Annotated in this window: 18 protein-coding genes; 10 read left to right on the top strand and 8 right to left on the bottom strand. The window is 65.1% G+C overall.

Features of this window, described 5'->3' with window-relative positions:
• The first annotated feature begins 54 nt into the window (after window positions 1–54).
• Entirely contained in the window at window positions 55–522 is a 468-nt protein-coding gene (locus CW305_RS09990; protein WP_003281467.1) for an RNA methyltransferase, read from the top strand.
• A 136-nt stretch (window positions 523–658) separates the two neighbouring features.
• Window positions 659–1081 carry a DUF2141 domain-containing protein gene (locus tag CW305_RS09985; RefSeq protein WP_042928039.1) on the top strand — a complete coding sequence of 141 codons (423 nt, stop codon included), beginning with the start codon at window positions 659–661 and terminating at the stop codon, window positions 1079–1081.
• Window positions 1082–1162: 81 nt separating this feature from the next.
• On the opposite strand, the gene CW305_RS09980 is transcribed toward CW305_RS09985, so the two are convergent.
• The 4 genes from CW305_RS09980 to CW305_RS09975 form a co-directional block, all read right to left on the bottom strand.
• Complete coding sequence (locus tag CW305_RS09980; protein ID WP_023445531.1) at window positions 1163–1411, bottom strand: FmdB family zinc ribbon protein; 249 nt, start codon at window positions 1409–1411, stop codon at window positions 1163–1165.
• 142 nt (window positions 1412–1553) lie between these two features.
• Window positions 1554–1682, bottom strand: coding sequence for a hypothetical protein (locus tag CW305_RS23890; RefSeq protein WP_023445530.1), 129 nt, complete (start codon window positions 1680–1682; stop codon window positions 1554–1556).
• Between the two features lie 130 nt (window positions 1683–1812).
• Window positions 1813–1956: a hypothetical protein gene (locus tag CW305_RS23410; protein ID WP_181063875.1), complete on the bottom strand. Its 144-nt coding sequence runs from the start codon at window positions 1954–1956 to the stop codon at window positions 1813–1815.
• 129 nt (window positions 1957–2085) lie between these two features.
• Window positions 2086–2487 (bottom strand): MerR family transcriptional regulator, encoded by a 402-nt coding sequence (locus CW305_RS09975; protein WP_014819972.1) that lies wholly within the window; start codon window positions 2485–2487, stop codon window positions 2086–2088.
• 62 nt (window positions 2488–2549) lie between these two features.
• On the opposite strand from CW305_RS09975, the gene CW305_RS09970 reads away from it, so the two are divergent.
• Complete coding sequence (locus tag CW305_RS09970; RefSeq protein WP_104097793.1) at window positions 2550–3197, top strand: cation efflux transmembrane domain-containing protein; 648 nt, start codon at window positions 2550–2552, stop codon at window positions 3195–3197.
• 17 nt (window positions 3198–3214) lie between these two features.
• On the opposite strand, the gene CW305_RS09965 is transcribed toward CW305_RS09970, so the two are convergent.
• Window positions 3215–5125, bottom strand: a complete 1911-nt coding sequence (locus tag CW305_RS09965; protein ID WP_104097792.1) for a metallophosphoesterase family protein — start codon at window positions 5123–5125, stop codon at window positions 3215–3217.
• Between the two features lie 142 nt (window positions 5126–5267).
• Window positions 5268–6104 carry a CAP domain-containing protein gene (locus CW305_RS09960; protein ID WP_104097791.1) on the bottom strand — a complete coding sequence of 279 codons (837 nt, stop codon included), beginning with the start codon at window positions 6102–6104 and terminating at the stop codon, window positions 5268–5270.
• 153 nt (window positions 6105–6257) lie between these two features.
• On the opposite strand from CW305_RS09960, the gene CW305_RS09955 reads away from it, so the two are divergent.
• From CW305_RS09955 to CW305_RS09940, 4 genes are all read left to right on the top strand, one after another.
• Window positions 6258–6659 (top strand): hypothetical protein, encoded by a 402-nt coding sequence (locus CW305_RS09955; protein ID WP_014819968.1) that lies wholly within the window; start codon window positions 6258–6260, stop codon window positions 6657–6659.
• Window positions 6660–7035: 376 nt separating this feature from the next.
• Entirely contained in the window at window positions 7036–15585 is an 8550-nt protein-coding gene (locus CW305_RS09950; RefSeq protein WP_104097790.1) for a GH36-type glycosyl hydrolase domain-containing protein, read from the top strand.
• Window positions 15586–15832: 247 nt separating this feature from the next.
• On the top strand, window positions 15833–17833 hold the full coding sequence (locus tag CW305_RS09945) for a peptidase U32 family protein (RefSeq protein WP_104097789.1): 2001 nt from the start codon (window positions 15833–15835) through the stop codon (window positions 17831–17833).
• A 27-nt stretch (window positions 17834–17860) separates the two neighbouring features.
• Window positions 17861–18586 carry a hypothetical protein gene (locus CW305_RS09940; protein WP_104097788.1) on the top strand — a complete coding sequence of 242 codons (726 nt, stop codon included), beginning with the start codon at window positions 17861–17863 and terminating at the stop codon, window positions 18584–18586.
• Window positions 18587–18666: 80 nt separating this feature from the next.
• On the opposite strand, the gene CW305_RS09935 is transcribed toward CW305_RS09940, so the two are convergent.
• The gene (locus CW305_RS09935; RefSeq protein ID WP_104097787.1) at window positions 18667–19857 is read right to left on the bottom strand and encodes a sugar transporter; all 1191 of its coding nucleotides are present in this window, start codon (window positions 19855–19857) and stop codon (window positions 18667–18669) included.
• Between the two features lie 361 nt (window positions 19858–20218).
• On the opposite strand from CW305_RS09935, the gene CW305_RS09930 reads away from it, so the two are divergent.
• The gene (locus tag CW305_RS09930; protein ID WP_023445519.1) at window positions 20219–21082 is read left to right on the top strand and encodes an SDR family oxidoreductase; all 864 of its coding nucleotides are present in this window, start codon (window positions 20219–20221) and stop codon (window positions 21080–21082) included.
• Between the two features lie 179 nt (window positions 21083–21261).
• Window positions 21262–21858 (top strand): hypothetical protein, encoded by a 597-nt coding sequence (locus CW305_RS09925; RefSeq protein ID WP_102833062.1) that lies wholly within the window; start codon window positions 21262–21264, stop codon window positions 21856–21858.
• Here the strand turns inward: CW305_RS09925 and CW305_RS09920 are convergent.
• On the bottom strand, window positions 21855–22604 hold the full coding sequence (locus tag CW305_RS09920; RefSeq protein ID WP_104097786.1) for a DUF72 domain-containing protein: 750 nt from the start codon (window positions 22602–22604) through the stop codon (window positions 21855–21857). The genes CW305_RS09925 and CW305_RS09920 overlap by 4 nt on opposite strands.
• An 87-nt stretch (window positions 22605–22691) precedes the next feature.
• On the opposite strand from CW305_RS09920, the gene CW305_RS09915 reads away from it, so the two are divergent.
• Window positions 22692–23480: an ion transporter gene (locus tag CW305_RS09915; protein ID WP_090518962.1), complete on the top strand. Its 789-nt coding sequence runs from the start codon at window positions 22692–22694 to the stop codon at window positions 23478–23480.
• Window positions 23481–23499: the final 19 nt, after the last annotated feature.

Raw genomic sequence — 23499 nt, 5'->3', positions numbered from 1 at the left:
TTGCCGACCAAACCGTCCCGTATACTCGCGCGTTTTCCGCGCGAGTCCCCTTCCGTGAGCAACAAACGCTATGCCTGCATCGGCCTGAGCAACCCGAAATCGCCGTCCAACGTGGGGGCGATCATGCGTGCCGCAGGCTGCTATGGCGCCGCTTCGGTGTTCTACACCGGCACCCGCTACGACCGCGCCAAGGACTTCGTCACCGACACCAAGAAGGTCCATCAGGACATTCCGCTGATCAACATCGACGACCTGCGCAAGATTCTCCCGCTCGGCTGCGTGCCGGTTGCGGTGGAGCTGGTCGAAGGCGCCCGCTCGCTCCCCGAGTACACGCACCCGGACCGCGCGCTGTACATCTTCGGTGCCGAGGACGGCTCGCTGAGCAAGGAAATCCGCGACTGGTGCGAGGACGTGGTGTACATCCCCACCAACGGCTGCATGAACCTCGCCGCGACGGTGAACGTGGTGCTCTACGACCGCCTGGCCAAGGGCAACAACACCCGCTCCGGGCCGCAGTTCTGATCGAACGATGGATGCGCTACACGCCGCACGTGGACAACGCTTCGCTTGTTCGCTGAAGATGGCGGCGATCGACTCCAAGCGTCGCCGGCCACGTGTGAATCCGGCGATTTCCGCATCTCGACTTCAAGAGCACAGCATGAAAGCACTTCCGATTCTGGGCGCTGCCCTCGCACTCTTGGTCCCCTCGGCCTATGCCGAGGAACTGCAGGTCACCCTCGACGGCCTGCAACACGACAAGGGCCAGGTGGCCGTAGCGGTATATTCCAGCGCGAAAACCTTCCGCAAGGACGACCAGGCGTTCGCCGCGCAGAAGGCCAAGGCCGAGCAAGGCGCCGTGACCCTGGTGTTCAAGGACCTGCCGCCCGGACGCTACGCGGTGCTGGCCTACCATGACGAGAACGGCAACGGCGAGCTGGACCGCCGCTTCGGCATGATCCCAACGGAAGGCTACGGGCTGTCGAACAATCCCAAGGTGATGGGCCCACCGTCCTTCGAGGACAGCGCATTCGAGGTGCCCGCCGGCGAACCGACCCGGGTCACGCTGGAGATGCGTTACTAACCAAACAACCCGGGAAACCGCGTGGAAAAGGCTTCGCCGTTTGCCGCCCTAGCGACGCCGCATCCATGTCCGCGGCTGAACTCAGCGGCAGTTGCCGGCACAGCCGCCGCGGGCACATGCCGGCGCTTCCGGATTCTTCAATACGCGGCTGTTGACCACCCCGGCAGCCGTCATCAGTTTGGTCACCGGCGCGTCGTCCGGAATGTTCGAATCTTCGGCCAGCGCGCCGGCCGCGCGCAGTTCGCCCCAGGTTTTCGGCCGTAGCGCCATGGCATGGCGAACTTCATAAACCTGACCATTGGCTTCGCAGCGGTAGTCGTAGGTCGGCATGGTATTCCTCTCGTGATGATTCGGTGCCGGCAGCCCGCGCGGACAGCCGCGGGCTGTCTGCTGCACACGGGGCGTTATTGTAAGAGCACTGTGCTTTTCAGCAGCGTCGTGAGCCGCTACGGAAACCGCCGGCACGTACTGGCTATGCCGATTTCATCATCACCAGCGCGAAACCCACCACGATGCCAGCCAGGGCAATCAGCCAGCCGATGCGATGGGCGCGGTTCTTCTGGGCTTGGCGGACGGGGTCTACGGGCTTTTTCTTTCTCACGATTCACCTGCTTCTGGACGCTGCTACCGGTTGGCGCCTGCGCCTCCGGGCGCAGCGCGCCTTTTTAGGCCGGGCGGCTCGAATTGTCCAGCGATGCAGCCTTTGCATGACGTCCCGCCGGTGCCGGCGTCTATCCGAGCGGGCTCTGATCGGCTTCCGGCTGGTCGTTCGAATCGGTGCCTGAATCGCTTTCGCCCGAGTCCGGCACATCGCCGTACTCGTCGTAATCCGGCGGGGTCAGGCCGTCCTTGAGCGGGTCGTCTGGATCGATCATGGCAGCTGTCCTCTGGCAACAATGGGCTTTGGTGACATTGCCTTGGAACCCGAAGGCAGACCGTGCGTTTCGTCAGCGCTGGACATCTCGATGTGCGGTGCGTGCGCACCGAGTCGCGCAACCGCGGACCTACGGCCGACGCACTCCCGTCAGGGTTTCGATGATGCGGCACTCGCGGACCGACGATTCGCTGCAGCCCGCCAGGCGCTGCAGCTCCGCTTCGAGCCGCTGCAGATCGGCGATGCGCTGGCGCACTTCGACCAGATGCGTCTGCACCAGGCGATCGACATCGGTGCAGGCATGCTCGGGCTGGTCGGCCAGCTCGACCATGGTGCGGATCTCGTCGAGGGAAAACCCCAGCTCCCGCCCACGCTTGATGAAACGCAGCCGCGCGGCGTCCTGCTCGCTGAAAGTGCGATAGCCGGATTCGGTGCGCGACGGTGCCGCAAGCAGCCCGATGCGCTCGTAATAGCGGATGGTCTCCACGTTCACTGCCGTGGCCTTGCTGAGTTTGCCGATGGTAAGTGGCATCGCTTGACCCTGTAGTGGCTACAGGGTTTAGCGTAGCGCCATCGACAACTGGAGGCGATGTCATGGCGGGAAATTGTTGCAGCGGCGGCTGCGCCACCGCGGCGGCACGCGGACGCTATCGGCGCATTCTCTGGATTGCGCTGCTGATCAACCTGGCGATGTTCGGCGTCGAGATCGGCGCAGGCGTGCGCTCGGGGTCGGTATCGCTGCTGGCGGACTCGCTGGATTTCTTCGGCGATGCGGCCAACTACGGCGTCAGCCTGTTCGTGCTGGGCCTGGGCGTGGTGATGCGGGCGCGGGCGTCGCTGGCCAAGGCGCTGACCATGGGCCTGTTTGGCGTGTTCATCCTGGTGGTCGCGATTGGCAATTTCGTCGATGGCAGCGTGCCGCATGCCTCGACCATGGGCGTCGTCGGCGTGATCGCGCTGCTGGCCAATATCGCGGTGGCCGCCATGCTCTACGCCTACCGCGAAGGCGACAGCAACATGCGCAGCGTCTGGCTATGCAGCCGCAACGATGCGCTCGGCAACCTGGCGGTGATGCTGGCCGCGCTGGGGGTGTTCGGCACCGGTGCCGGCTGGCCCGACCTGATCGTGGCGACGATCATGGCGTTGCTCTCTATCAGCGCGGCGGTACAGATCACCCGCCATGCCCTGGAGGAGTTGCGATCCGAACGGATGGCGGTCAGCGATGTGGAGCGACGCGCGTGATCCCGCGGGGCACGCGGCTACGCCTCGCCACGACGGCGAGCGCGCTCGGCAAGAAAAGCCACTGGTGCCGTGCCATCGGCATTCAACTGGTAGATCTCACGCGGCCTGCCCTGCTCGTCGAGCAGCAGCAGGCCGATACCCGAGCCGTTCCATAGCCGTTCGCCGGCGTTGCTGCGGTCAGGCACGCGCGGCACGACTTCCAGCCGGCGGCGCTTGGTCAGCCAGTTCAGTGGCGACCAGGGCGCGTAGAGCCAGCGGTTGAGGCGATCGAACCAGTCCAGCAGGCGCCGCGGAAACTCGTTCTTCACGCCGCTGCTGGTGATCTGCCACAGCTGGGGCGCCGTATCGCGACCGCGAATGTGCACTTCGTAGACGAAGGAGTAATGCACGTCGCCGGACAGCACCACATAGTTTCCCGGCGTTCGCGTGTGGCGAAAGATGTTCATCATCACGTGGGCGGCGCCGCGATGGGCCATCCAGTTCTCCGCATCGACCAGCAACGGCTGGCCGGCCCAGCTGAACACGCGCTGCACCGCCTCGATCAGCTTGACGCCGAACATCGGTGCCGGCGAGACGATCAGCACCGACGGCTTGTCGAGAATGTTCTGCTGGAATTCGCTCAGCGCTTCCCAATCCATCAGGCCTGACGGGCGACTGAGGTTGCGCTCGCTGCGCCAGCGCCGGGTGCGCGTGTCCAGCACCACCAGCGGCGGATCGGTGGGCAGCTCGTAGCCCCAGCCGTCGAGCCTGAACAGCGTATCGATCAGCTGATCCTGCGCCGCGCAATCCAGCCAGCCATCGCTCGCCGTCGCCAGCAGCTCACGCACCGGCAGCAGCAACTCGGCGAAACGCGTCGGATCGTTGCCCCAGGCCTGACACAGCAGATAGGCGAGCAGCGCGTTGCCAATGATGCGCCGCGACAGCGGATGGCCGTAGGCAGTCTCTTCCCAGCGCGCGGAGAGATTCCAGTCGTCGGTGATGTCGTGGTCATCGAAGATCATCAGCGACGGCATATGAGCCAGGGCGCGGGCCACCTTCGGCAGTCCCGCGATAAAACCTTGCAGGCAGGCCTCTTCACTCCGGTAACGCTCGGCCTCGGCTGGCTCCAGCGCGGGCATCTGCGGGGCGATCAGCGACCAGGGTGTCGGCGACCAGACGAGCAGGTACATCGCCATGACCTCGCCCAGGCTGATCAGATGGTTCTGCCCGTTGGCGGTGGTGAACACCGGCTTTTCCACGCCACCGAAGAAGCGCTCGCGCAACGCCTCGTTAGACTTGAATGCGGGCAACAGCTGCTCGCGACGGTAATAGCTGGCCGGATGGGTCACCAGCTCATCGCTATTGTTCACCACCGCACCTTCGAGCTGTTCGCCATAAAGCCCCAGCCGGCGCACCAATGCGTGGATCGCCACCAGCATCGGCCCGGCGACATCATCGGCATAGACCTGATCGCCCGTCATCAGCAGCACGGCCGGGCGCTCGGCCGGACTGTCCAGCGCGTCACTCAGCCGTTCGTCGACACACAGCAGACCATCTGTCGCGGCGTGGTGCGGCTTGCGGCAGGAACCATGCAGCACGCGATCGAGCCTCGACTTGATGACGAAGCTCGGCCGCGTCGCGCCGTCGTAGAGCAGGTGCGGCGCCCAGCCGGCGATGCCCTGCTCCACTGCACCATCGTGGATGCGCAGGTCGTACTCGATCAGGCAATCGGTGGGTAGCGGTGCGTCCGGCACCAGATGAATCAGGTGTACCACCGCGTGTCTGCCGATGGGCAGGCGCTGGCAGCTCAGCTCGCCGAGCGACACAGATTGTTGCAGTCCGACCGCCGGGCTTTCGAGAATCAGCGACAGCTCGAGCGGCCGCGAGCCAACCAGCCAGAACGTCAGAAGGCCAGGCTCGGTACGCCGCAGCAGCGGGCCCGCCAGCACGGCAGGTAGTTGCTCGGGGGTAGGGATATCGCTCAAGGGCAACCCTGCTGATGGGAACAGGTCTGTCTGACAGCGCGCTCGGCCGGATCGCTCAACAATCCAGCCAACGCCGGCTTTGCGGGGGCGGTCGCTGAACGACTGTTCAAGGCGCGCCGAACATCGCCGTCCAGTAGATGGCCGCGTCGCTCTGCGGATCGACCGCGTAGGCCGCGCCAAGCTCGCTGAACTGCGGATTCATCAGATTGGCGCAATGGCCGGGGCTGGCCAGCCAGCCGTCCAGCACTTTGCGGGTAGTCGGCAGCGCCGCGGCGATGTTTTCGCCGACCTGCCTGCCGGCGTAACCCGCCAGCTCGGCGCGGTCGCCTGGGGTGCGGCCGTCCTCGCTCAGATGACTGAAGAAGTTGCCATTGGCCATGGCCCGGCTGTGGGCTTCGGCGGTACTGCCCAGCGTCTCGTTCCAGCTGAGCGGCCCGGCTGCGGCGAAGTCCTGCTTACCGCAACGGCGGGCGGAGGCGCGGGCCGTGTTGATCTGCTCCAGCAGCTTCTGCCCTTCGGCCTGCCAGTCACCCAGACGACCATCGAGCAACGGCCGCGCCACAACGATGCGCCAGTCACGGTCATTGCGGCTCACACCGATATCGGCGAACTGCGGATCGAGGATCACCCGACAGAAGCTCTCGCGCAGCGCCTGCATCGCGGCCTGGGCATCCCGCGGGCCGGACAGCGTAATCGCCTGCACGGTTACCATCGGATAGCCCGCGCGGGACAGCGCCTGCTGCAAATCACCCGCACTATCGACCGGCAGATTCAGGCGCGAGTCGGCGGTAAGCGGCGGCAGCTCTTCGCTCGCCTTGTCGCCACAGCGCTGCACTTCACCACGGTAGGCATTGATCGCCTCGACCAGGCGGGCCTCCTCGGCCACAGCAGCGCCAGCAACGCACAAGGTTGCGATCAGCAGGACGGATGACAGAACACGCATGACAGTTCTCCAGCTAAATCCCTGACGGAACGAGGCGCACCCGGCGCAGAAATGAAGCGCCATGGTGCGCGACGCTGCCACGCTTGTCATCTCCGCGCAGGCACAACGCCACTGGCTGTGCGCATTGCGCCGGCTTGGCTATGATCGAGAGCCATGAATAGCCTGCCGCCGCTTCGCCCATCCTGCCCGCCCGGCACCTGCACCTGTCGGCGTGACGAGCTGCTGGAAACAGCCGGCGCCGACGTGCGCATTCTCATGCTGACCCGTCACGAGGAACGCCGCCTGCTCGAACGTCTGGAAAACGTGCAGAGCCTGGACGATCTTGAGCGCGTGCAGAAACGCATGCTCGACCAGCTCGGCATCCGCATGACCGTCGCCCCCGGCCACAACGAGGTGCGCAGCATGCGCGGCATCGCCATCGAGTTTGCCGAACAGCCCGGCCTCTGCCGCAAGACCCGCCCCGCCATCGCCGCCGCCGTACGCCGCGGGCTGGAGAAACAGCCGGAAATCGCCTGGCGTCTGCTCGATGCGCACGACCTGCTGGGTGGCCTCTGACAGGGGCAACACAAGCCTCGCCCAAACCGGTCTCGCCCCCTTGATTCGCCAGAGCCGGCATGCCGATCGCGCCTGAGGGCCAGGCGGCGAAGCACCGACAATAAAAGTGCCTATGCTGTATCGTGGAGCAATTGCTGCGACAGCATTCTTCCTGCAAACGGAGTGGCCGAAGGGCCCTCCGCTTTCATGGCGCCGATTCTTGAAGCCTCTGCCATACCGCCACGCGGTCTGGTGCATGCACGAGGCCGTACGGCGATTTGGCAGAAACCGGCAATCGGTTTCCCGTTGTTCCGAAAGCTTGCCGCCGTGGTTCCTCCCGACAGGAGCCGGCGCACTAACGCCTGTTCCCCTATCTCCGCTAGTCGGACAGGCGCTCATGACCTCAGTTTTCCGTCACATCCTCGGGCGCCATCAGCGTTCGCCCGTCTGGAGCGATCTCGCTCCCGTTCGCGACGAGTTGTTCGGCCCGGAGCGGCTCGAGCATCACGCCCGGAGCCTGGCCGCCGCCCAGCCGGTCACCCCTCGCCCTCGGGCTGTGCTGCCGCTGCACGCGCGCTTGAACGACAACGCGACGGTGCTGCTGGCGGCTTACCGCGCCAGCGCCGCCGAGCTGGAAAGTGGTCGCAGCGTGGTACCCGCCGCAGAGTGGCTGCTGGACAACTACCACCTGGTCGAGGCGCAGATCCGCGAGATTCGCGACGACCTGCCGCCAGGCTTCTACCGCCAACTGCCCAAGCTGGCTGACGGGCCTTTTGTGGGCTATCCCCGCATCTTCGGCCTGGCCTGGGCGTTCGTGGCCCATACCGACAGTCATTTCGATCCCGAGACCCTGCGCCGTTTCATCAATGCCTACCAGCAGGTCCAGCCGCTGACGATCGGCGAGCTGTGGGCCGTGGCCATTACCCTGCGCATCGTCCTGATCGAGAACCTGCGTCGTCTGAGCGATCAGATCACCGATGGCCGGGCAACCCGAATGGCCGCCGACGAGATGGCCAACCGGCTGCTCTCGGCCAGCTCGCCGGAAAAGGCGCTGGACGATGAAATTGCCGCGCGTGGCACGGCGCCGTTGTCCGAGGTCTTCGCCGCGGAACTGGCCAAGCGCTTGCGCGACCAGGACCCGCGCACCACGCCGTCACTGGGCTGGCTGGAAGAACAGCTGGGCCGCCAGGACACCTCCATCGAACAGGTGGTACAGCACTCGCAGCAGCGTCAGGGCGCCTCCAACGTCAGCGTGCGTAACGTCATCACCAGCATGCGGTTGATCTCCGATATCGACTGGACCGAGCTGTTCGAAGACGTCAGCCTGGTGGATGAGCGGCTGCGCGGCGGCAGTGCCTTTGCCGCCATGGACTTCCCGACACGCAACCTCTATCGCAGTGCCATCGAGCAACTGGCACGCGGTTCCAGCGCCAGCGAACTGGAGATAGCCGGCGCCGCGCTGGACGCCGCCAACGCCGCCAACGCCGCACCTAGCCGTGACATCGCCGACGACGAGCGCGTGGCCGACCCCGGCTACCACCTGATTGGCGAAGGCCGTCTCGGTCTCGAACGCAGCCTCGGCTTCCGCCCACCACTGGGGCTGCGCCTGAGCCGTTTTCACGTGCAGCTGGGCATCGTCGGCTATGTTGGCGCCATCCTCCTGGTTACCACCCTGCTGCTGTCCCTCGGGCTGCAGGCCATGGGCGGCGCTGGCGTGGGCGCGGGCTGGCTCGCGCTGCTGGCTCTGGTCGCCTTTCTGCCGATCACGGACCTGGCCTCGGCGCTGGTCAACCGCGTGGTCACCTGGCGTTTCGGTGCCAGCACGCTGCCGGGCCTGGACCTCACCGCCGGTGTGCCGCAGTCGATGCGCACCCTGGTCGCGGTGCCGACGCTGCTGACCAATGAAGCGGACCTGCTGGAACAGATCGAGCGAATCGAAGTGCATCACCTGGCCGGCGCCGGGGGCGACCTCACCTTCGCCCTGCTCACCGATGGCCTGGACGCCGACCAGGAAACTCTCGACAGCGACGCCCGGCTGCTGGAGGTCGCGGTCGATGCCATCGCGCGACTCAACCAGCGCTACGGCCCGGCGCCCGGCGGCAGCCGTTTTCTGATTCTGCATCGGCGCCGGCAGTACAACCCCAGCGAAGGCTGCTGGATGGGCTGGGAGCGCAAGCGCGGCAAACTGCATGAGCTGAACCAGCTGTTACGTGGCGCGACCGATACCAGTTACATGCCCCTGGCCGGCTGTACGCAGCGGATTCCCGCGGATGTGCGTTACGTGATCACCCTGGACGCGGACACGCGCCTGCCGCGTGATGCCGCCATGCGCCTGATCGGCAAGATGGCGCACCCGCTGAATCGGCCGCGATTCAGCGTACCCGAACAGCGGGTGATCAATGGCTACGCGATTCTTCAGCCGCGTGTCACGCCGTCGCTGCCCGTGGGCCGCGAAGGCTCCTTCTATCAACGGGTGTTCTCCAGCCCCGGCGGCATGGACCCCTATGCCGCCGCCGTATCCGACGTCTATCAGGATCTGTTTGGCGAAGGCTCTTACACCGGCAAAGGCATCTACGACATTGACGCCTTCGAGGCAGCGCTGGCCGGACGAGTTCCGGAAAACAGCATGCTCAGCCACGATCTGTTCGAGGGTGTGTTTGCCCGCGCGGGACTGGCGACCGACGTCGAGGTGGTGGAAGAGTTTCCCTCGCGCTACGACGTATCGGGCAAGCGCCAGCACCGCTGGACCCGCGGCGACTGGCAGCTGCTGCCGTGGATCTTCGGCGCGCGCCGCGGCCCCCAGGCATTGCCCATCATCGGGCGCTTCAAGATGCTCGACAACCTGCGCCGCTCGCTGCTGGCACCGCTGAGTCTGCTGGCACTGGCCCTGTGCTGGATGCTGTCGCTGCCGGCTGCTCTGATCGGCATCTTGCTGGTGCTCGGAGCGCTGGCGATTCCCGGTTTCCTGCCACTGTGCTTCACGCTGCTGCCGTCTCGCAGTGGCGTCAGTGCGCAAAGCCATCTGCACCGGCTGCTCGGCGACCTGCGCATGGCCGCCTCGCAAACCTTGTTGAACCTGGCGTTTCTGCCGGACCAGGCCTGGCGCATGAGCGATGCCATCATCCGCACCCTCTCACGGCTCTATGCGACTCGCAGCCACCTGCTGGAATGGACCACCGCCGCGCAATCGGCCATCAGTCCGCGGCTGAAACTGAGCGGGTTCTACCGCGGCATGGCCGGCGGCACCGTGCTCGGTGTCGGCGTTGCACTGCTGGCGCTGCTGGTCGCACCGGCGTCATGGCCGCTGGTGCTGCCGTTCGCCCTGCTCTGGCTGGGTGCTCCGGCGCTCGCGCTGTGGGCCAGCCGCTCACCACGCGTCGCCCCCAGTCAGAAGCTGGCTGATGCCGATGCCCAGGAGCTGCGCCTGATTGCACGGCGCACCTGGCGCTTCTTCGAAACCTTCGTCACCGTCGCCGACAACATGCTGCCGCCGGACAATTTCCAGGAAGACCCGAAGCCTGTAGTCGCACGCCGAACCTCGCCCACCAACATGGGGCTGTATCTGCTCTCCACCGTTGCCGCACGTGATTTCGGCTGGGCCGGCACGCTGCAGACGCTCGAGCGAATGGAAACGACGCTGGACAGCATGAGCCGGCTGCAGCGACACCGCGGCCACTTCTTCAACTGGTACGCCACCGAGGACATGCGCGCGCTGGAACCCGCCTATGTCTCGGCCGTGGACAGCGGCAATCTCGCCGGCCACCTGATCGCCCTCGCCAATGCCTGCGAAGAATGGCTCGACCAGCCCCAGGCGCCGCATGCCCGTCAGGGCCTGCACGACAACCTGATCCTGGCGCGTCAGGCCATCGCCGCGCTGCCGGCAGCCAATGGCGAGCGCGGCCAGCCGTTATTCGGCGTGCTCGATGAGATCGCCACGCAAATAGGCGACACGCAAGCCCTCGACACCCGTTCGGCAACACTTCGGCAATTGGCCGAGAAAGCCGCTCGCGTCGCCCAGGAAATCTGCCCATCCGCTACGGATGACGAAGATGCCCAGGCGCTTCACTTCTGGATCAACGCCCTGTGCCAGGCGCTGGCCGAACACGGCCGTGATCGCCAGCAATCCGCCGAGTCGCTGGCTGCAATGCAGGCACGCCTGCGCGGTGTCGCCGCCAACGCGCGGCAGATGGCGCTGGATATGGACTTCGCCTTTCTGCTCGACCCCGAGCGCAAGCTCCTGTCGATCGGCTACGGGCTGGCCGACAACAGCCTGGACCCCAGCTGCTACGACCTGCTGGCCTCCGAAGCACGCCTGGCCAGCCTGTTCGCCATTGCCAAGGGCGATGTCACCACGCGGCACTGGTTCCGCCTGGGCCGCACGGCGACACCGCTGGGTAATGCATCCGCGCTGATTTCCTGGTCGGGCTCGATGTTCGAATACCTGATGCCGTCACTGGTCATGCGTGCCCCGGCGGGCAGCCTGCTGGAGCAGACCAATCGACTGGTCGTGCAGCGCCAGCAGGAATACGGCAATGACCACCACGCGCCCTGGGGCGTTTCGGAATCGGCCTATAACGCCCGCGATATGGAGTTCACCTACCAGTACTCCAACTTCGGCGTGCCGGGCCTGGGCCTCAAGCGGGGGCTGGCAGAAAACCTGGTCATAGCCCCCTACGCCACCGGGCTCGCGACCATGGTCGACGCAACCGGTGCGCAGGCGAACTTCCGGCGCATGACGGAGATGGGTGCGCTCGGGCGCTACGGCTTCTTCGAAGCGCTGGACTTCACCCCGACACGCCTGCCGGATGGCCAGGCGTTCGTCATCGTGCGCAACTACATGGCGCACCATCAGGGCATGACCATCGTCGCCATCGCCAATACCTTGCAAGACGGCCAGATGCGCGCACGCTTCCATCGCGAGCCGATGATCCAGGCCTGCGAACTGCTGCTGCAGGAACGCATGCCGCGCGATGTCGCGATCGCCCACCCGCGTGCCGAAGAAGTGAAGATTCGTGCCGTCGAGGGCGGCGGTGATCCGCAATCACTGCGCCGCCTGAAAGGCTCAGCCGCGAGCGGCGCGCCGGTTACCCATCTGCTCAGCAACGGCCGCTACGCCGTGATGCTCACCGCAGCCGGTGCCGGCTACAGCCGCTGGCGCGACCTCGCGATCACGCGCTGGCGCGAGGACGTCAGCCGGGACGACTACGGCTCCTTCGTCTTCCTGCGCGATACCGAGGACGGCAGGGTCTGGCCCGCAGGCGGACAGCCGCTGGGCAGCGATGCGCTCAGTCACGAGGTGATATTCGGCGAGGATCATGCCGAGTTCATTCGTCACGATCTGGACCTGACCACCACGATGGACGTGCTGGTATCCGGAGAGGACGACAGTGAAGTGCGCCGCGTCTCGCTCGCCAACAGCGGTCGCGAGGCGCGGGACATCGAACTGACGTCCTACAGCGAAGTGGTGCTGACCACCCCCGCCACCGACAACGCGCATCAGGCGTTCGCCAAGCTGTTCGTGGTGACCGAATACCTGCCCGAGTTCGGCGCCTTGACCGCCACCCGCCGCCTGCGCAGCGAGGGCGAGCAGCCGATCTGGGCCGCGCACTTCGCCGTGGTAGAAGGCGAAATCCTATCCGACCCGCAGTATGAGACCGATCGTGCCCGCTTCATCGGCCAGCGACCGAGCGTGGCCGCTGCCGCGGTGGTCGCCGAAGGCCAGCCGCTGTCGAACAGCGTCGGCACCGTGCTCGACCCGATCTTCTCGCTCAAGTACCGGATCAGGGTGGCGCCGGGCAAGGTCGCCCGCGTGGCGTTCTGGACCCTGGTCGCCGACTCGCGTGACGAGCTGCTGAGCCTGATCGAGAAGCACCACGACCGCAGCGCCTACGACCGCGCCAAGACCCTGGCCTGGACGCAAGCGCAGGTGCAGCTGCGCCATCTCGACATCAAACCGGCCGAAGCCGCCGACTTCCAGCGCCTGGCCGCGCCCATTCTCTATGCCGATCCGAAATTCCGCGCGCCGTCGGCTGCGATCATCCAGGGTGCCGGCGCTCAATCCGGCCTGTGGCCGCACGCGATTTCGGGCGATCTGCCGATCGTGCTGCTGCGCATCGACGATATCCAGGACATCGCCCAGGTCCGCCAGTTACTCCGCGCCCATGAGTACTGGCGGATGAAGCGCCTGGCGGTGGACCTGGTGATTCTCAACGAGCACGCCAGTTCCTATCTGCAGGATCTGCAGATCGCCATCGAAACCGCGGTGCGCAGCAGCCAGTCGCGTCCGCGCTTCGGCGCCGAGCTTGCCCAGGGATCGGTGTACATGCTGCGCGCCGACCTGTTGAGCGGCGAGGCACGCGCCCTGCTGCGCAGCGTCGCTCGCGTAGCACTGATAGCCCGCCGCGGGCCGATCGACAAGCAGCTGGCCAACACATTGCTCCTGGGCGACGCCGTGGCAGCGCATTTCGCTACCCCGCCCTCGCGGCCGGTCGTTGCGGCACCGGGCCCTACCGGCAGCGAACTGGCGCAAGGGCTGGAGTTCTTCAACGGCCTCGGCGGTTTCGACAAGGACGGCCGCGAATACGTGACACTGCTGGAGTCGGGCAGCACGACACCAGCGCCGTGGATCAACGTGATCGCCAACCCGCGCTTTGGCTTTCAGGTCTCGGCGCAGGGCAGCGGCTATACCTGGGCGGAAAACAGCCGGGAAAATCAGCTCACGCCCTGGTCCAACGACCCGGTCACCGATCCCTGCGGCGAAGCCTTCTATGTACGCGACGAACGCAGCGGCGCGCTGTTCAGCCCAACCGCCCAACCGATTCGCGATGACGGCCTCTATGTGGCGCGGCACGGCCACGGCTACAGCCGCTTCGAGCACCAGGCCGAAGGCATTGCGCTGGATCTGCTGCAATACGTCGCCCTTGGCGACCCGATCAAGATTTCCCGACTGACGCTGCGCAACCTGTCATCCAAGCCTCGCCGACTGTCGGTCACCAGTTATAGCGAATGGGTGCTCGGCACCGCCCGCGGCACCTCCGGGCCTTTCATCGTCACCCAGCGCGACGCCAGCAGCGGCCTGTTGCTGGCGCACAACCCCTGGAGCAGCGCCTTTCCCGGGCGTATTTCATTCGCCGATCTGGGTGGACGACAAACGGCCTGGACGGCTGATCGCAGTGAATTCCTTGGCCGCAACAGCGGCCCCGCCACGCCGGCGGCGCTGCTTACTGGCAAACCGTTATCCGCCAGCGTCGGCGCAGGCATGGACCCTTGCGCGGCGTTGCAGTGCGGCGTCGAGCTGGCGCCCGGAGAGAGCATCGAGATTGTCGCCTTCCTCGGTCAATGTGCCTCGGCCGATGAGGCGCGCGCGCTGGTCGAGCGCTATCGCCAGGCCGATCTCGATGCAGTGCTGCGCGAAGTCACGGAGCACTGGGACCGCGCCCTTGGCTCGGTGCAGGTGAAAACGCCGGACCGGGCGATGGACATCATGCTCAACGGCTGGCTGCTGTATCAGACCCTCGCCTGCCGCATCTGGGCGCGCTCGGCCTTCTACCAGGCCAGCGGCGCCTATGGCTTTCGCGATCAGCTGCAGGACGGCATGGCACTGACCTTTTCCCAGCCCGAGGCCACCCGCAGCCACATCCTGCGCGCGGCCAGTCGCCAGTTCCCCGAAGGCGACGTGCAGCACTGGTGGCTGCCGCACTCCGGCCAGGGCGTGCGCACGCGCATCTCCGACGACCGTGTCTGGCTGGCGTTCGCCACCGCGACCTACATTCAGGTTTCCGGCGACGCAGCGATTCTCGAAGAGCCGGTGAGCTTTCTCGAAGGACCGTTGCTCAAGCCCGGCGAGCACGATGCCTTCTTCCAGCCGATGATCGCGGACGAGGCTGCCTCACTGTTCGAACACTGCGCCCGCGGACTCGATCAGTGCCTGGAGCTGACCGGCGAACTCGGCCTGCCGCTGATCGGCGGTGGTGACTGGAACGACGGCATGAACCGCGTCGGAGAAGATGGCAAGGGCGAGAGCGTGTGGCTCGGCTGGCTGCTGCTGCGCACCATCGAACTCTTCGCGCCGCTGGCTGAGCAGCGAGGCAGCATGGCTGGCGCCCAGCGCGCCGAACGCTGGCGCGAACACGCCCTGGCACTTGCTGATTCGCTGGAAGAAAAGGCCTGGGATGGCGAGTGGTACCGCCGCGCAACCTTCGACGACGGCACCTGGCTGGGCTCCAAAGACAGCGACGAGTGCCGCATCGACTCCATTGCTCAGTCCTGGGCGGTGTTGTCCGGCGCAGCGGACCCCGCCCGCGCGAAACAGGCCATGGCTTCCGTGCAGCACCACCTGATCCGCGAGCATGACGGTCTGGCCCTGCTGTTCACCCCGCCATTCGACAAGACGCCGAAGGAGCCCGGCTACATCAAGGGATATCCGGCGGGCCTACGCGAGAACGGCGGTCAATACAGCCACGCTGCGATGTGGGCCATGCTCGCCTTTGCCAAGCTCGGTGATGGCGATGCAGCGTGTGGGATGTTCAAGCTGCTGAACCCGATCAATCACGCGCTGACACCGAAAGAAAGCCAGCGCTACAAGGTCGAACCCTACGTGGTCGCGGCGGACGTCTATGGCGTCGCACCGCACAACGGCCGCGGCGGCTGGACCTGGTACACCGGCGCTGCCGGCTGGATGTATCGCGCCGGCGTCGAAGGCATCCTCGGCATCCGCCGCGAAGGTGAATGGCTGATCGTCGATCCGTGCATCAGCAGCCACTGGCCGGCGTTCGAAGCCACCATCACCCTGGGCGAAACGCGCTACGCCATCCGCGTGGAAAACCCAGGCCAGGCCAACCGCGGCATCCAGCACGCGCGGCTGGATGAAGGCCCGCTCGATTGCATGAACGGATACGTACGACTTGCGCTGGATGGAGGGCAACATCAGGTCGTATTGACGCTGTAGAACCAGCCCGGTAGCCGTCCGGGGCTCGTTGCGCTGCTGCCGGGCGGTCAAAGACTGCCATGGCACCAGCGCAAGCCTGCGCAACACCAAGCTGGCGCGCGGATCCGAGCCGTCGGGGTGGGGTAAACCTCACCTCGACACCCTTCCGGCTAACCGGCCATCACGCCCCAACTCGCCCGGCGGCCAGTCCCAAACCGGCCGCAAGCCATTACAATGCGCGACTTTCGATTCAAATCCGGTCCGCGCCATGTCCCTGCCCAAGCACCATCTCGAACTGCTCGCCCCCGCCCGGGATGCAAGCATTGCCCGTGAAGCCATCCTGCATGGCGCCGATGCGGTGTATATCGGCGGCCCGAGCTTCGGTGCGCGGCACAACGCCGAGAACAGCGTGGCGGACATTGCCGAGCTGGTGAAATTCGCCCACCTGTTTCATGCGCGGGTGTTCGTCACCATCAACACCATCCTGCACGACGACGAGCTGGAAACCGCGCGCACGCTGATCCACCAGCTGTACGAGATCGGCGTCGATGCGTTGATCGTGCAGGACATGGGCATCATGGAGCTGGATATTCCGCCCATCGAGATTCATGCCAGCACCCAGACCGACATCCGCACGCTGGAACGGGCCAAGTTCCTCGACAAGGCCGGTTTCTCGCAGTTGGTCCTCGCCCGCGAGTTGAACCTGCAGGAAATCCGCACGATTTACGATGAAGTGGATTCGACGCTGGAGTTCTTCATCCATGGCGCGCTGTGCGTCGCCTTTTCCGGCCAGTGCAATATCAGCCACGCGCAGACCGGGCGCAGCGCCAATCGCGGCGACTGCTCCCAGGCCTGCCGCCTGCCCTACACGCTGAAGGACGATCAGGGCCGCGTGGTGGCCTTCGAAAAGCATCTGCTGTCGATGAAGGACAACAACCAGAGCGCCAACCTTAGCGTCCTGGTCGACGCCGGCGTGCGTTCGTTCAAGATCGAGGGGCGCTACAAGGATGTGAGCTACGTGAAGAACATCACCGCTTACTACCGCCAGCGCCTGGACGGCATCCTCGCCGAACGCCCTGACCTGGCCCGCGCCTCCAGCGGCCGCACCGATCACTTCTTCGTGCCGGACCCGGACAAGACCTTCCACCGCGGCAGCACCGACTACTTCGTTACCGACCGCAAGATCGACATCGGCGCCTTCGATTCGCCGACCTTCACCGGCCTCGCCGTCGGCGAAGTACTCAAGGTCGACAAGCATGATCTGACTGTGCAGACCCGCGAGCCGCTGTCCAACGGTGACGGCCTCAACGTGCTGATCAAGCGCGAGGTGGTGGGTTTCCGCGCCAGCGTGGTCGAGCCGCTGAAGCAGTTCCAGGAGGACGGTCAGTCGCGCTACGAGTACCGCGTCGAACCCAACGAAATGCCCGCCGCCATGCGTCAGGTGCGCCCGAACCATCCACTCAACCGCAACCTGGACCACAACTGGCAGAACGCGCTGCTCAAGACCTCCGCCGAGCGCCGCATCGGCGTACGTTGGCTGGCAAAATTGCGCGCCGATGAGCTGGAGCTGCACGTCACCAGCGAGGAAGGCGCCTATGCCAGCGTGTCGCTGGCCGGCCCGTTCGGCGAAGCGAAGAAGCCCGAGCAGGTGCCCGGCCAGATCGCCGATCTGCTGAGCCAGCTGGGCACCACCATCTACCACGCCGAAGAAGTCGAAGTGGATGCACCGCAGGCCTTCTTCATCCCCAACTCGCAACTCAAGGCGCTGCGCCGCGAAGCCATCGAGGCGCTGGGCGAAGCGCGCGAAGCCATCCGTCCGCGCGGTGGGCGCAAGCCGGTCAGCGTGCCGCCGCCGGTCTACCCGGAGTCGCACCTGTCGTTCCTCGCCAACGTCTACAACGAGAAGGCCCGCGCCTTCTATCACCGTTACGGCGTGCAGCTGATCGATGCGGCCTACGAGGCCCACGAGGAAACCGGCGAGGTGCCGGTGATGATCACCAAGCACTGCCTGCGCTTCTCCTTCAACCTCTGCCCGAAGCAGGCCAAGGGCGTAACCGGGGTGCGCACCAAGGTCGCGCCGATGCAGCTGGTGCACGGCGATGAAGTGCTGACCCTGACCTTCGACTGCAAGCCCTGCGAGATGCACGTGGTGGGCAAGATGAAGGGCCATATCCTCGACCTGCCGTTGCCGGGCAGCGGCAGCAGCGTGGTCGGACACATCACGCCGGACGATCTGATGAAGACAATCCGCAACAAGCCGCACGCCTGACGTCCATACATCCGGGGAGGCGCTGCCGTGACTGTACTTGCGACATGGGCAGAGATCCGCTCGCTCTATCGACAATGCCAACCCGGCGTGTTCACGGCGAGCTTCACGCATGGCGGGCTGCGCATGGTCTGGCCTTCCTGGGCGCTGACGCTCGCTGTCGGCATATTGCTGGTTGGGACCTTGCTCAATAGCCAGTCACCTTTGCAGGGGTTGGCTGCCATGGCCGGCGCACTGCTTGCTCTGTTTGGCATGCTGCTGGCCCGGGAGCGCTATTGCGCGTGGTACTACCGGGATATCTATGCCCGTGAAACGCTGAACCGCTACGGTTTTCTACGCCGCGAAGAACTGCTGCGCTACGCCCTGTTCCGAAATACCCTTGTAGAGCGCGGGCTCAACGCAGCGGACATTCAGGAGTTGGCGCGCATCGCCGAGATCGCCGGCCCGCCATCTCAGGAACGCTGGGTCTCCCAGAATCTCGTCATCGTCATGCTGGTTTCGGCGATCGTCAGTCTGTCGACGGACGTCATCAAGCTGACCGATACCTGGATCGCCGGAAAAGGAATCGTATTCGTGCTGGCGTTAGCCACGGTTACATATGTGGTTCTAGCCCTGTTAGATGGCATCCGCAGCAACCAGCATCGTGACCGGGTAATCGGCCGCTGCCTGGAGCGTGCGGCATTGGATATCGCACGCACCCAGGCCGCCCACAGCACACCGCAGCCATCTTTCGAAAGCACCGCTACGCATGAATAGCCACAGCTTTTCAAGCTAACTCTGCGGAAGCCGATCCCACCGCAACAACCAAGCCCGGCAGCGGATCACACGTAGCCCAGCTACACCGCCGTGCCGCTGGCAGGCCTGGCTAAGCGATAGGTCGCAAGGCTGCAAAGCAACAGGCCGGCGACCGCGAGCAAGCCGGCGGCGACGCCGATCTCACGCAACCCCAGATGGCTGACAACGAGGCTGCCGAGCAAGGCGCCGCCGCCGATTCCGACGTTGTAGATGCCGGAGAACATGGCCATGGCAACGTCGGTCGCGTCCGAAGCCAGGTTCAGTACCTTCGATTGCACGGCCAGGCCGAAGCACATCCCGGCGATACCCCAGATCACCACCACCGCACCGAGCAGCGAACTCTCGCGCGAAGCCGGCAGCAAGAGCAGCAGACAGATCGCCATGACCGCGATCGCCGCGATCAGAAAGCCCCTCGGATAGCGCGCGCTGTATCGGCTGAACAGCAACGAACCTAGCAGACCGGCACCGCCGAAGAGCAACAGCAGGACGGTGGTCATGTCGCCGCTCAGGTGCGCGACGGTTTGCGCAAAGGGCTCGATGTAAGTGTAGGCGGTGAATTGCGCGGTGATGACCAACGCGGTCAGCACATAGGCGGTCAACAGCGCAGGGCGTTTGAACAGCACCGGCAGGCTGCGCAACGAACCGGAATTCTGGCTCGGCAGCGATGGCAGCGCCCGCGCCAGGACGACCAGCACCAGCGCGGCGATCACGCCGATGGCCAGGAAGGTGGTGCGCCAGTCCAGTGCCTCGCCCACCACTCGCCCCAGCGGGATGCCCAGCACCATCGCCAGCGCACTGCCGGTCGCCAGCAGGCCCAGGGCTTGCGCCTGCTTGCCTGCGGGCGCGACACGCACCGCCAGCGATGCGGTGATCGACCAGAACACCGCGTGCGCCAGGGCGATGCCAATCCGGCTGAGCATCAGCATGCCGTAGCTCGATGCCACGCTCGAAACCAGATGGCTGCCGATGAACACCACGAAGACCAAGACGAGCAGTGTGCGCCGCTCGAAATTGCGCGTCAGCAGCATCATCGGCAGTGACATCAAAGCAACCACCCAGGCGTAGATGGTCAGCATCAGCCCGACCTGGGATGGCGGCATGTCGAACGAGCGGCCGATGTCACTTAGCAGCGCCACAGGGACGAACTCGGTGGTGTTGAAGATGAAGGCGGCCAGCGCCAGTGCGATCACGCTGAGCCAGCTCCCGGCCGGGGAGCTTTGCAATTCGTTCATGGAGAAGTGGGTCTGGTATCGATTCAGTCGAAGCAAAGCGCGACGAATGAGGGTGTAAGGGCGACGGTTCCTGCCCGAATGCCATGACACACGCGGCCCGCACGCGCGAAGCGAGCAGGAAGGCAGCGGGAGCGGATGGAGTGAGGGACGGGACAGTCGAAGCGGCGCGGATTCTACGCCCGCCATCCGCTGATGTCAGGTCGCAAACGTGCGCCACGACGAGCGGCCGCAAAGGCGTCGGCGCTGCCGGTGGTTCGTCACTGCGCTCTGCCGCTGCCTGACTTCCGTTCGGCATCCTGGCGAAACTTTCCAGGCGAGCGCCAGCCGTACCTACAGAACCCATTTCAGGACTGGAGTACGTATGGCTTACCCGAAAATTCCCGCTCAGCAGCAGGACCGCCTACCCGGTCGCGAAACCGAAATGCACCCGCAGGCCGAGTTCATCCGCGACAGCTACAAGGGCAGTGGCAAGCTGGCCGGAAAGGTCGCGCTGATCAGTGGCGGCGACAGCGGCATCGGTCGCGCGGCAGCGGTGCACTTCGCCCGTGAAGGTGCGGACGTCGCGATCATGTATCTCGACGAACACGAGGACGCCGAAAACGCCAAGCGGATGGTGGAGGCCGAAGGCCAGCGCTGCCTGTTGATCGCTGGCGACATCCGCGACAGCCGCCACTGCAACGATGCCGTCGAACAAACCGTGAAGGCCTTCGGCCGGCTGGACGTGCTGGTCAACAATGCCGGCCGCCAGGAGGTGCAGACCCGCCTCGAGGACATCACCGACGAGCAGTGGGAGAAGACCTTCGCCACCAACATCCACGGCTACTTCTATCTCACCCGTGCCGCCCTGCCCCATCTGCAGGCCGGCGCCTCGATCATCAACACCACCTCTATCAACTCCTTTATCGGTCACCCGCTGCTGGTCGACTACACCTCGACCAAGGGCGCGATCGACGGGTTCACCCGCGCGCTGTCACAGCAGTTGATCGAGCGCGAGATCCGCGTCAACCAGATCGCGCCAGGCCCGATCTGGACGCCGCTGCAGCCACCGTCGCTCGGCAAGCACGACCCGCAGATGCTCGAAGACTTCGGCAGCCAGATGCCCATGGGCCGCTGCGGCCAGCCTTCCGAACTGGGTCCGGCTTATGTCTATCTGGCCTGCGAGGACTCGTCCTATGTCAGTGGCCAGACCATTCATATCAATGGCGGCAAGGTGGTCAACGGCTAGCCAGCGGCCGGAAGCCGCGCCGGGGTCGAGTCGGGGGCCAGCCCTAAGCGAAGCATCGGGTAATGAGTCCGCACGGAACCATCGTGCGGCTCGCCGCGCCCAACGATCTACCCATGCGTTGACCGCTATCGGTCCAGACGCCCGCCACCGCAGCCTCGCTGCATATGAAAGGTGAAGTCATGACCCAGATTCTAATTGCCGCTTTCGACCGCTATGCCGAAGCAGAGAAAGTGAAAGCCCAACTCGTGAGCGAGGGGGTGTCCAGCGACGACATCCAGATATCGGCATCCTTCAACAGCGACACCGTCGACAGCAGCCGTGTGGAGGTGGTCGGCGAAGAGCCGGGTGAAGACGCAACAGTGGCCGACAAGATCGGCAGTTTCTTTCACAAGGTCTTCGGCGACGGATCGAGCCAGCATGCCGGTCGTTACCCCGAAGCGGCTCGCCGCGGATCGACCATCGTCACCGTAACGCTGGAGGACGACAGCCGGGTTTCCGCAGTCGAGCGTGTCATGGAGCGCAACGGCGCCATCGATATCGACGAGCGCAGCGCCAAGTGGGGCGACGACGATGCCACCCCGGTTACCGCCAGCACCGAGACGCTGACCACCGGCTACCCGGACGCCACCTCGATCAGCGTCGACGAGCGCGAACTGGACGGCAGCTCGACACCGGATCGCGGTGCGGATTTCGGCTCGATTCCCGGCCGCGCGGAAAACGAAAAGGCTGCTCGGCGCGACAACACCGCGGGTCGCGTACGCATCATCCCGCGCTAGGGCGACCAGGCGGTTTCGTCTGCCACCAGCGCCTGCAGTGCCAGCGCATTGCTCACCGCAGCGCCGCTGGCGGTATTGTCGAAGATGCACCAGCACGGCACGTCGGACCGAGCACAAGTCCGCAACTTACCAGCCAGCCGCTCCAGCCATTCGGCCGAGTACGCAGAATGGTAGATGCGTGGCGACCCGTGCAGTCGGTAGTAGCGCATGCCCGACCAGCCGCCCGCCTGCTCTCCTCCTGCAATTGGCGAAGGATCGGCCGCCACCCGTGCGATACGCCAACGCTCGAGCAGCTCACCGGCGTCCAGCCAGCTCGCATGCCGCGGTTCGAGTACCAGCGCACCGTCGTAGCGTGCGCGCATGGCAGCGAAGAAGTCTTCCGCCGTTGAAGGATCGAAGGTCAGCGATGGCGGCAATTGCAGCAACAGGCAGCCGAGCTTTTCAGCCAGCTCGGTCGATTCGTCGAGAAAGCGCTCGAGCGCCTCGTCACACTCGCGCAAGCGCAGCTCATGGCTGATCTGCCTGGGCATCTTCACGCAAAAGCGGAAGTCCTCCGGCACGCTCGCCGCCCACTTGCGATAGGTGGCCGGACGATGCGGTCGGTAGAACGAGCTGTTGATCTCGACCACCGATAGCTCTCCGCTGTAGCGCTGCAGGTGCGTACCTTGCTCAGCGAATGCCGGCCACGCCTCGCGCGGCAAGCTCCAGCCGGCACAGCCGATACCAATCATCTTGCGCACTTCCATCCCCAACATTCCTGCCCATCGTTCCGGCCCGATTACCGCGGTGTGCTTTAAACTCGCGCCCACCTGCCCCACGAACCCGGTTGACTCATGAAGCAGCGCGCCATCACACCCTTTCAGATCTTCATCCTGCTGCTATCGGTCTACGTGATCGGTGCGCTGGTGGCCGATCTGGTGTTCGACTTACCCGACGACGTATCGACTTTGCTCGGGTATCTGGACAACATCGTGTGCTTCTTTTTCTTCATCGATTTCTGGATGCGCCTGCAGGAAGCCGACGACAAGCTGCGCTTCATGCGCTGGGGCTGGATCGACTTGCTGGCCAGCGTACCGGCGGGCGGGTTGCAGGCAGCCAAGCTGTTTCGGGCTTTCCAGATTCTGCGGGTGCTGCGGGCGATCAAGTCGCTGCGGCTGATCTGGCGCATCCTGTTCCGCAACCGCGCCGAAGGCATCGTCGCCTCCGCCGCCACGGCAACCATGCTGCTGGTAGCGTTTGGCGCGCTGACCATGCTGCTGGTGGAAGCGCCGAACCCAGAAAGCTCGATCAACACGCCGGAAGAGGCGCTGTGGTGGGCGTTCGTCACCGTGACCACGGTCGGCTACGGCGACTTCTATCCGGTCACCACCCTGGGCCGTATCGTCGCAGTGCTGCTGATGGTGTCCGGAGTCGGTCTGTTCGGCAGCTTCGCGGCCTACATCGGTTCGCTGTTCGTCGCCGACCGGAACGAGGAAGACAACCGTGACCAGCTGGCCGACCGCGAAACCCTGCAGCGACTACTGGTACAGGTGGAATGCCTGACTGAAGAAGTGCGCAGCCTGAAGCTGCAGCTGGGGGACGATCGCCGTGACGATGGCGATGCCGTAAAGCGAGGGGTTTGATTTGTACGTATCGTCGACC

Source organism: Stutzerimonas kunmingensis, assembly GCF_002929225.1.
Classification (GTDB): Bacteria; Pseudomonadota; Gammaproteobacteria; order Pseudomonadales; family Pseudomonadaceae; genus Stutzerimonas.
This window is presented reverse-complemented; position numbering and strand designations above follow the sequence as displayed.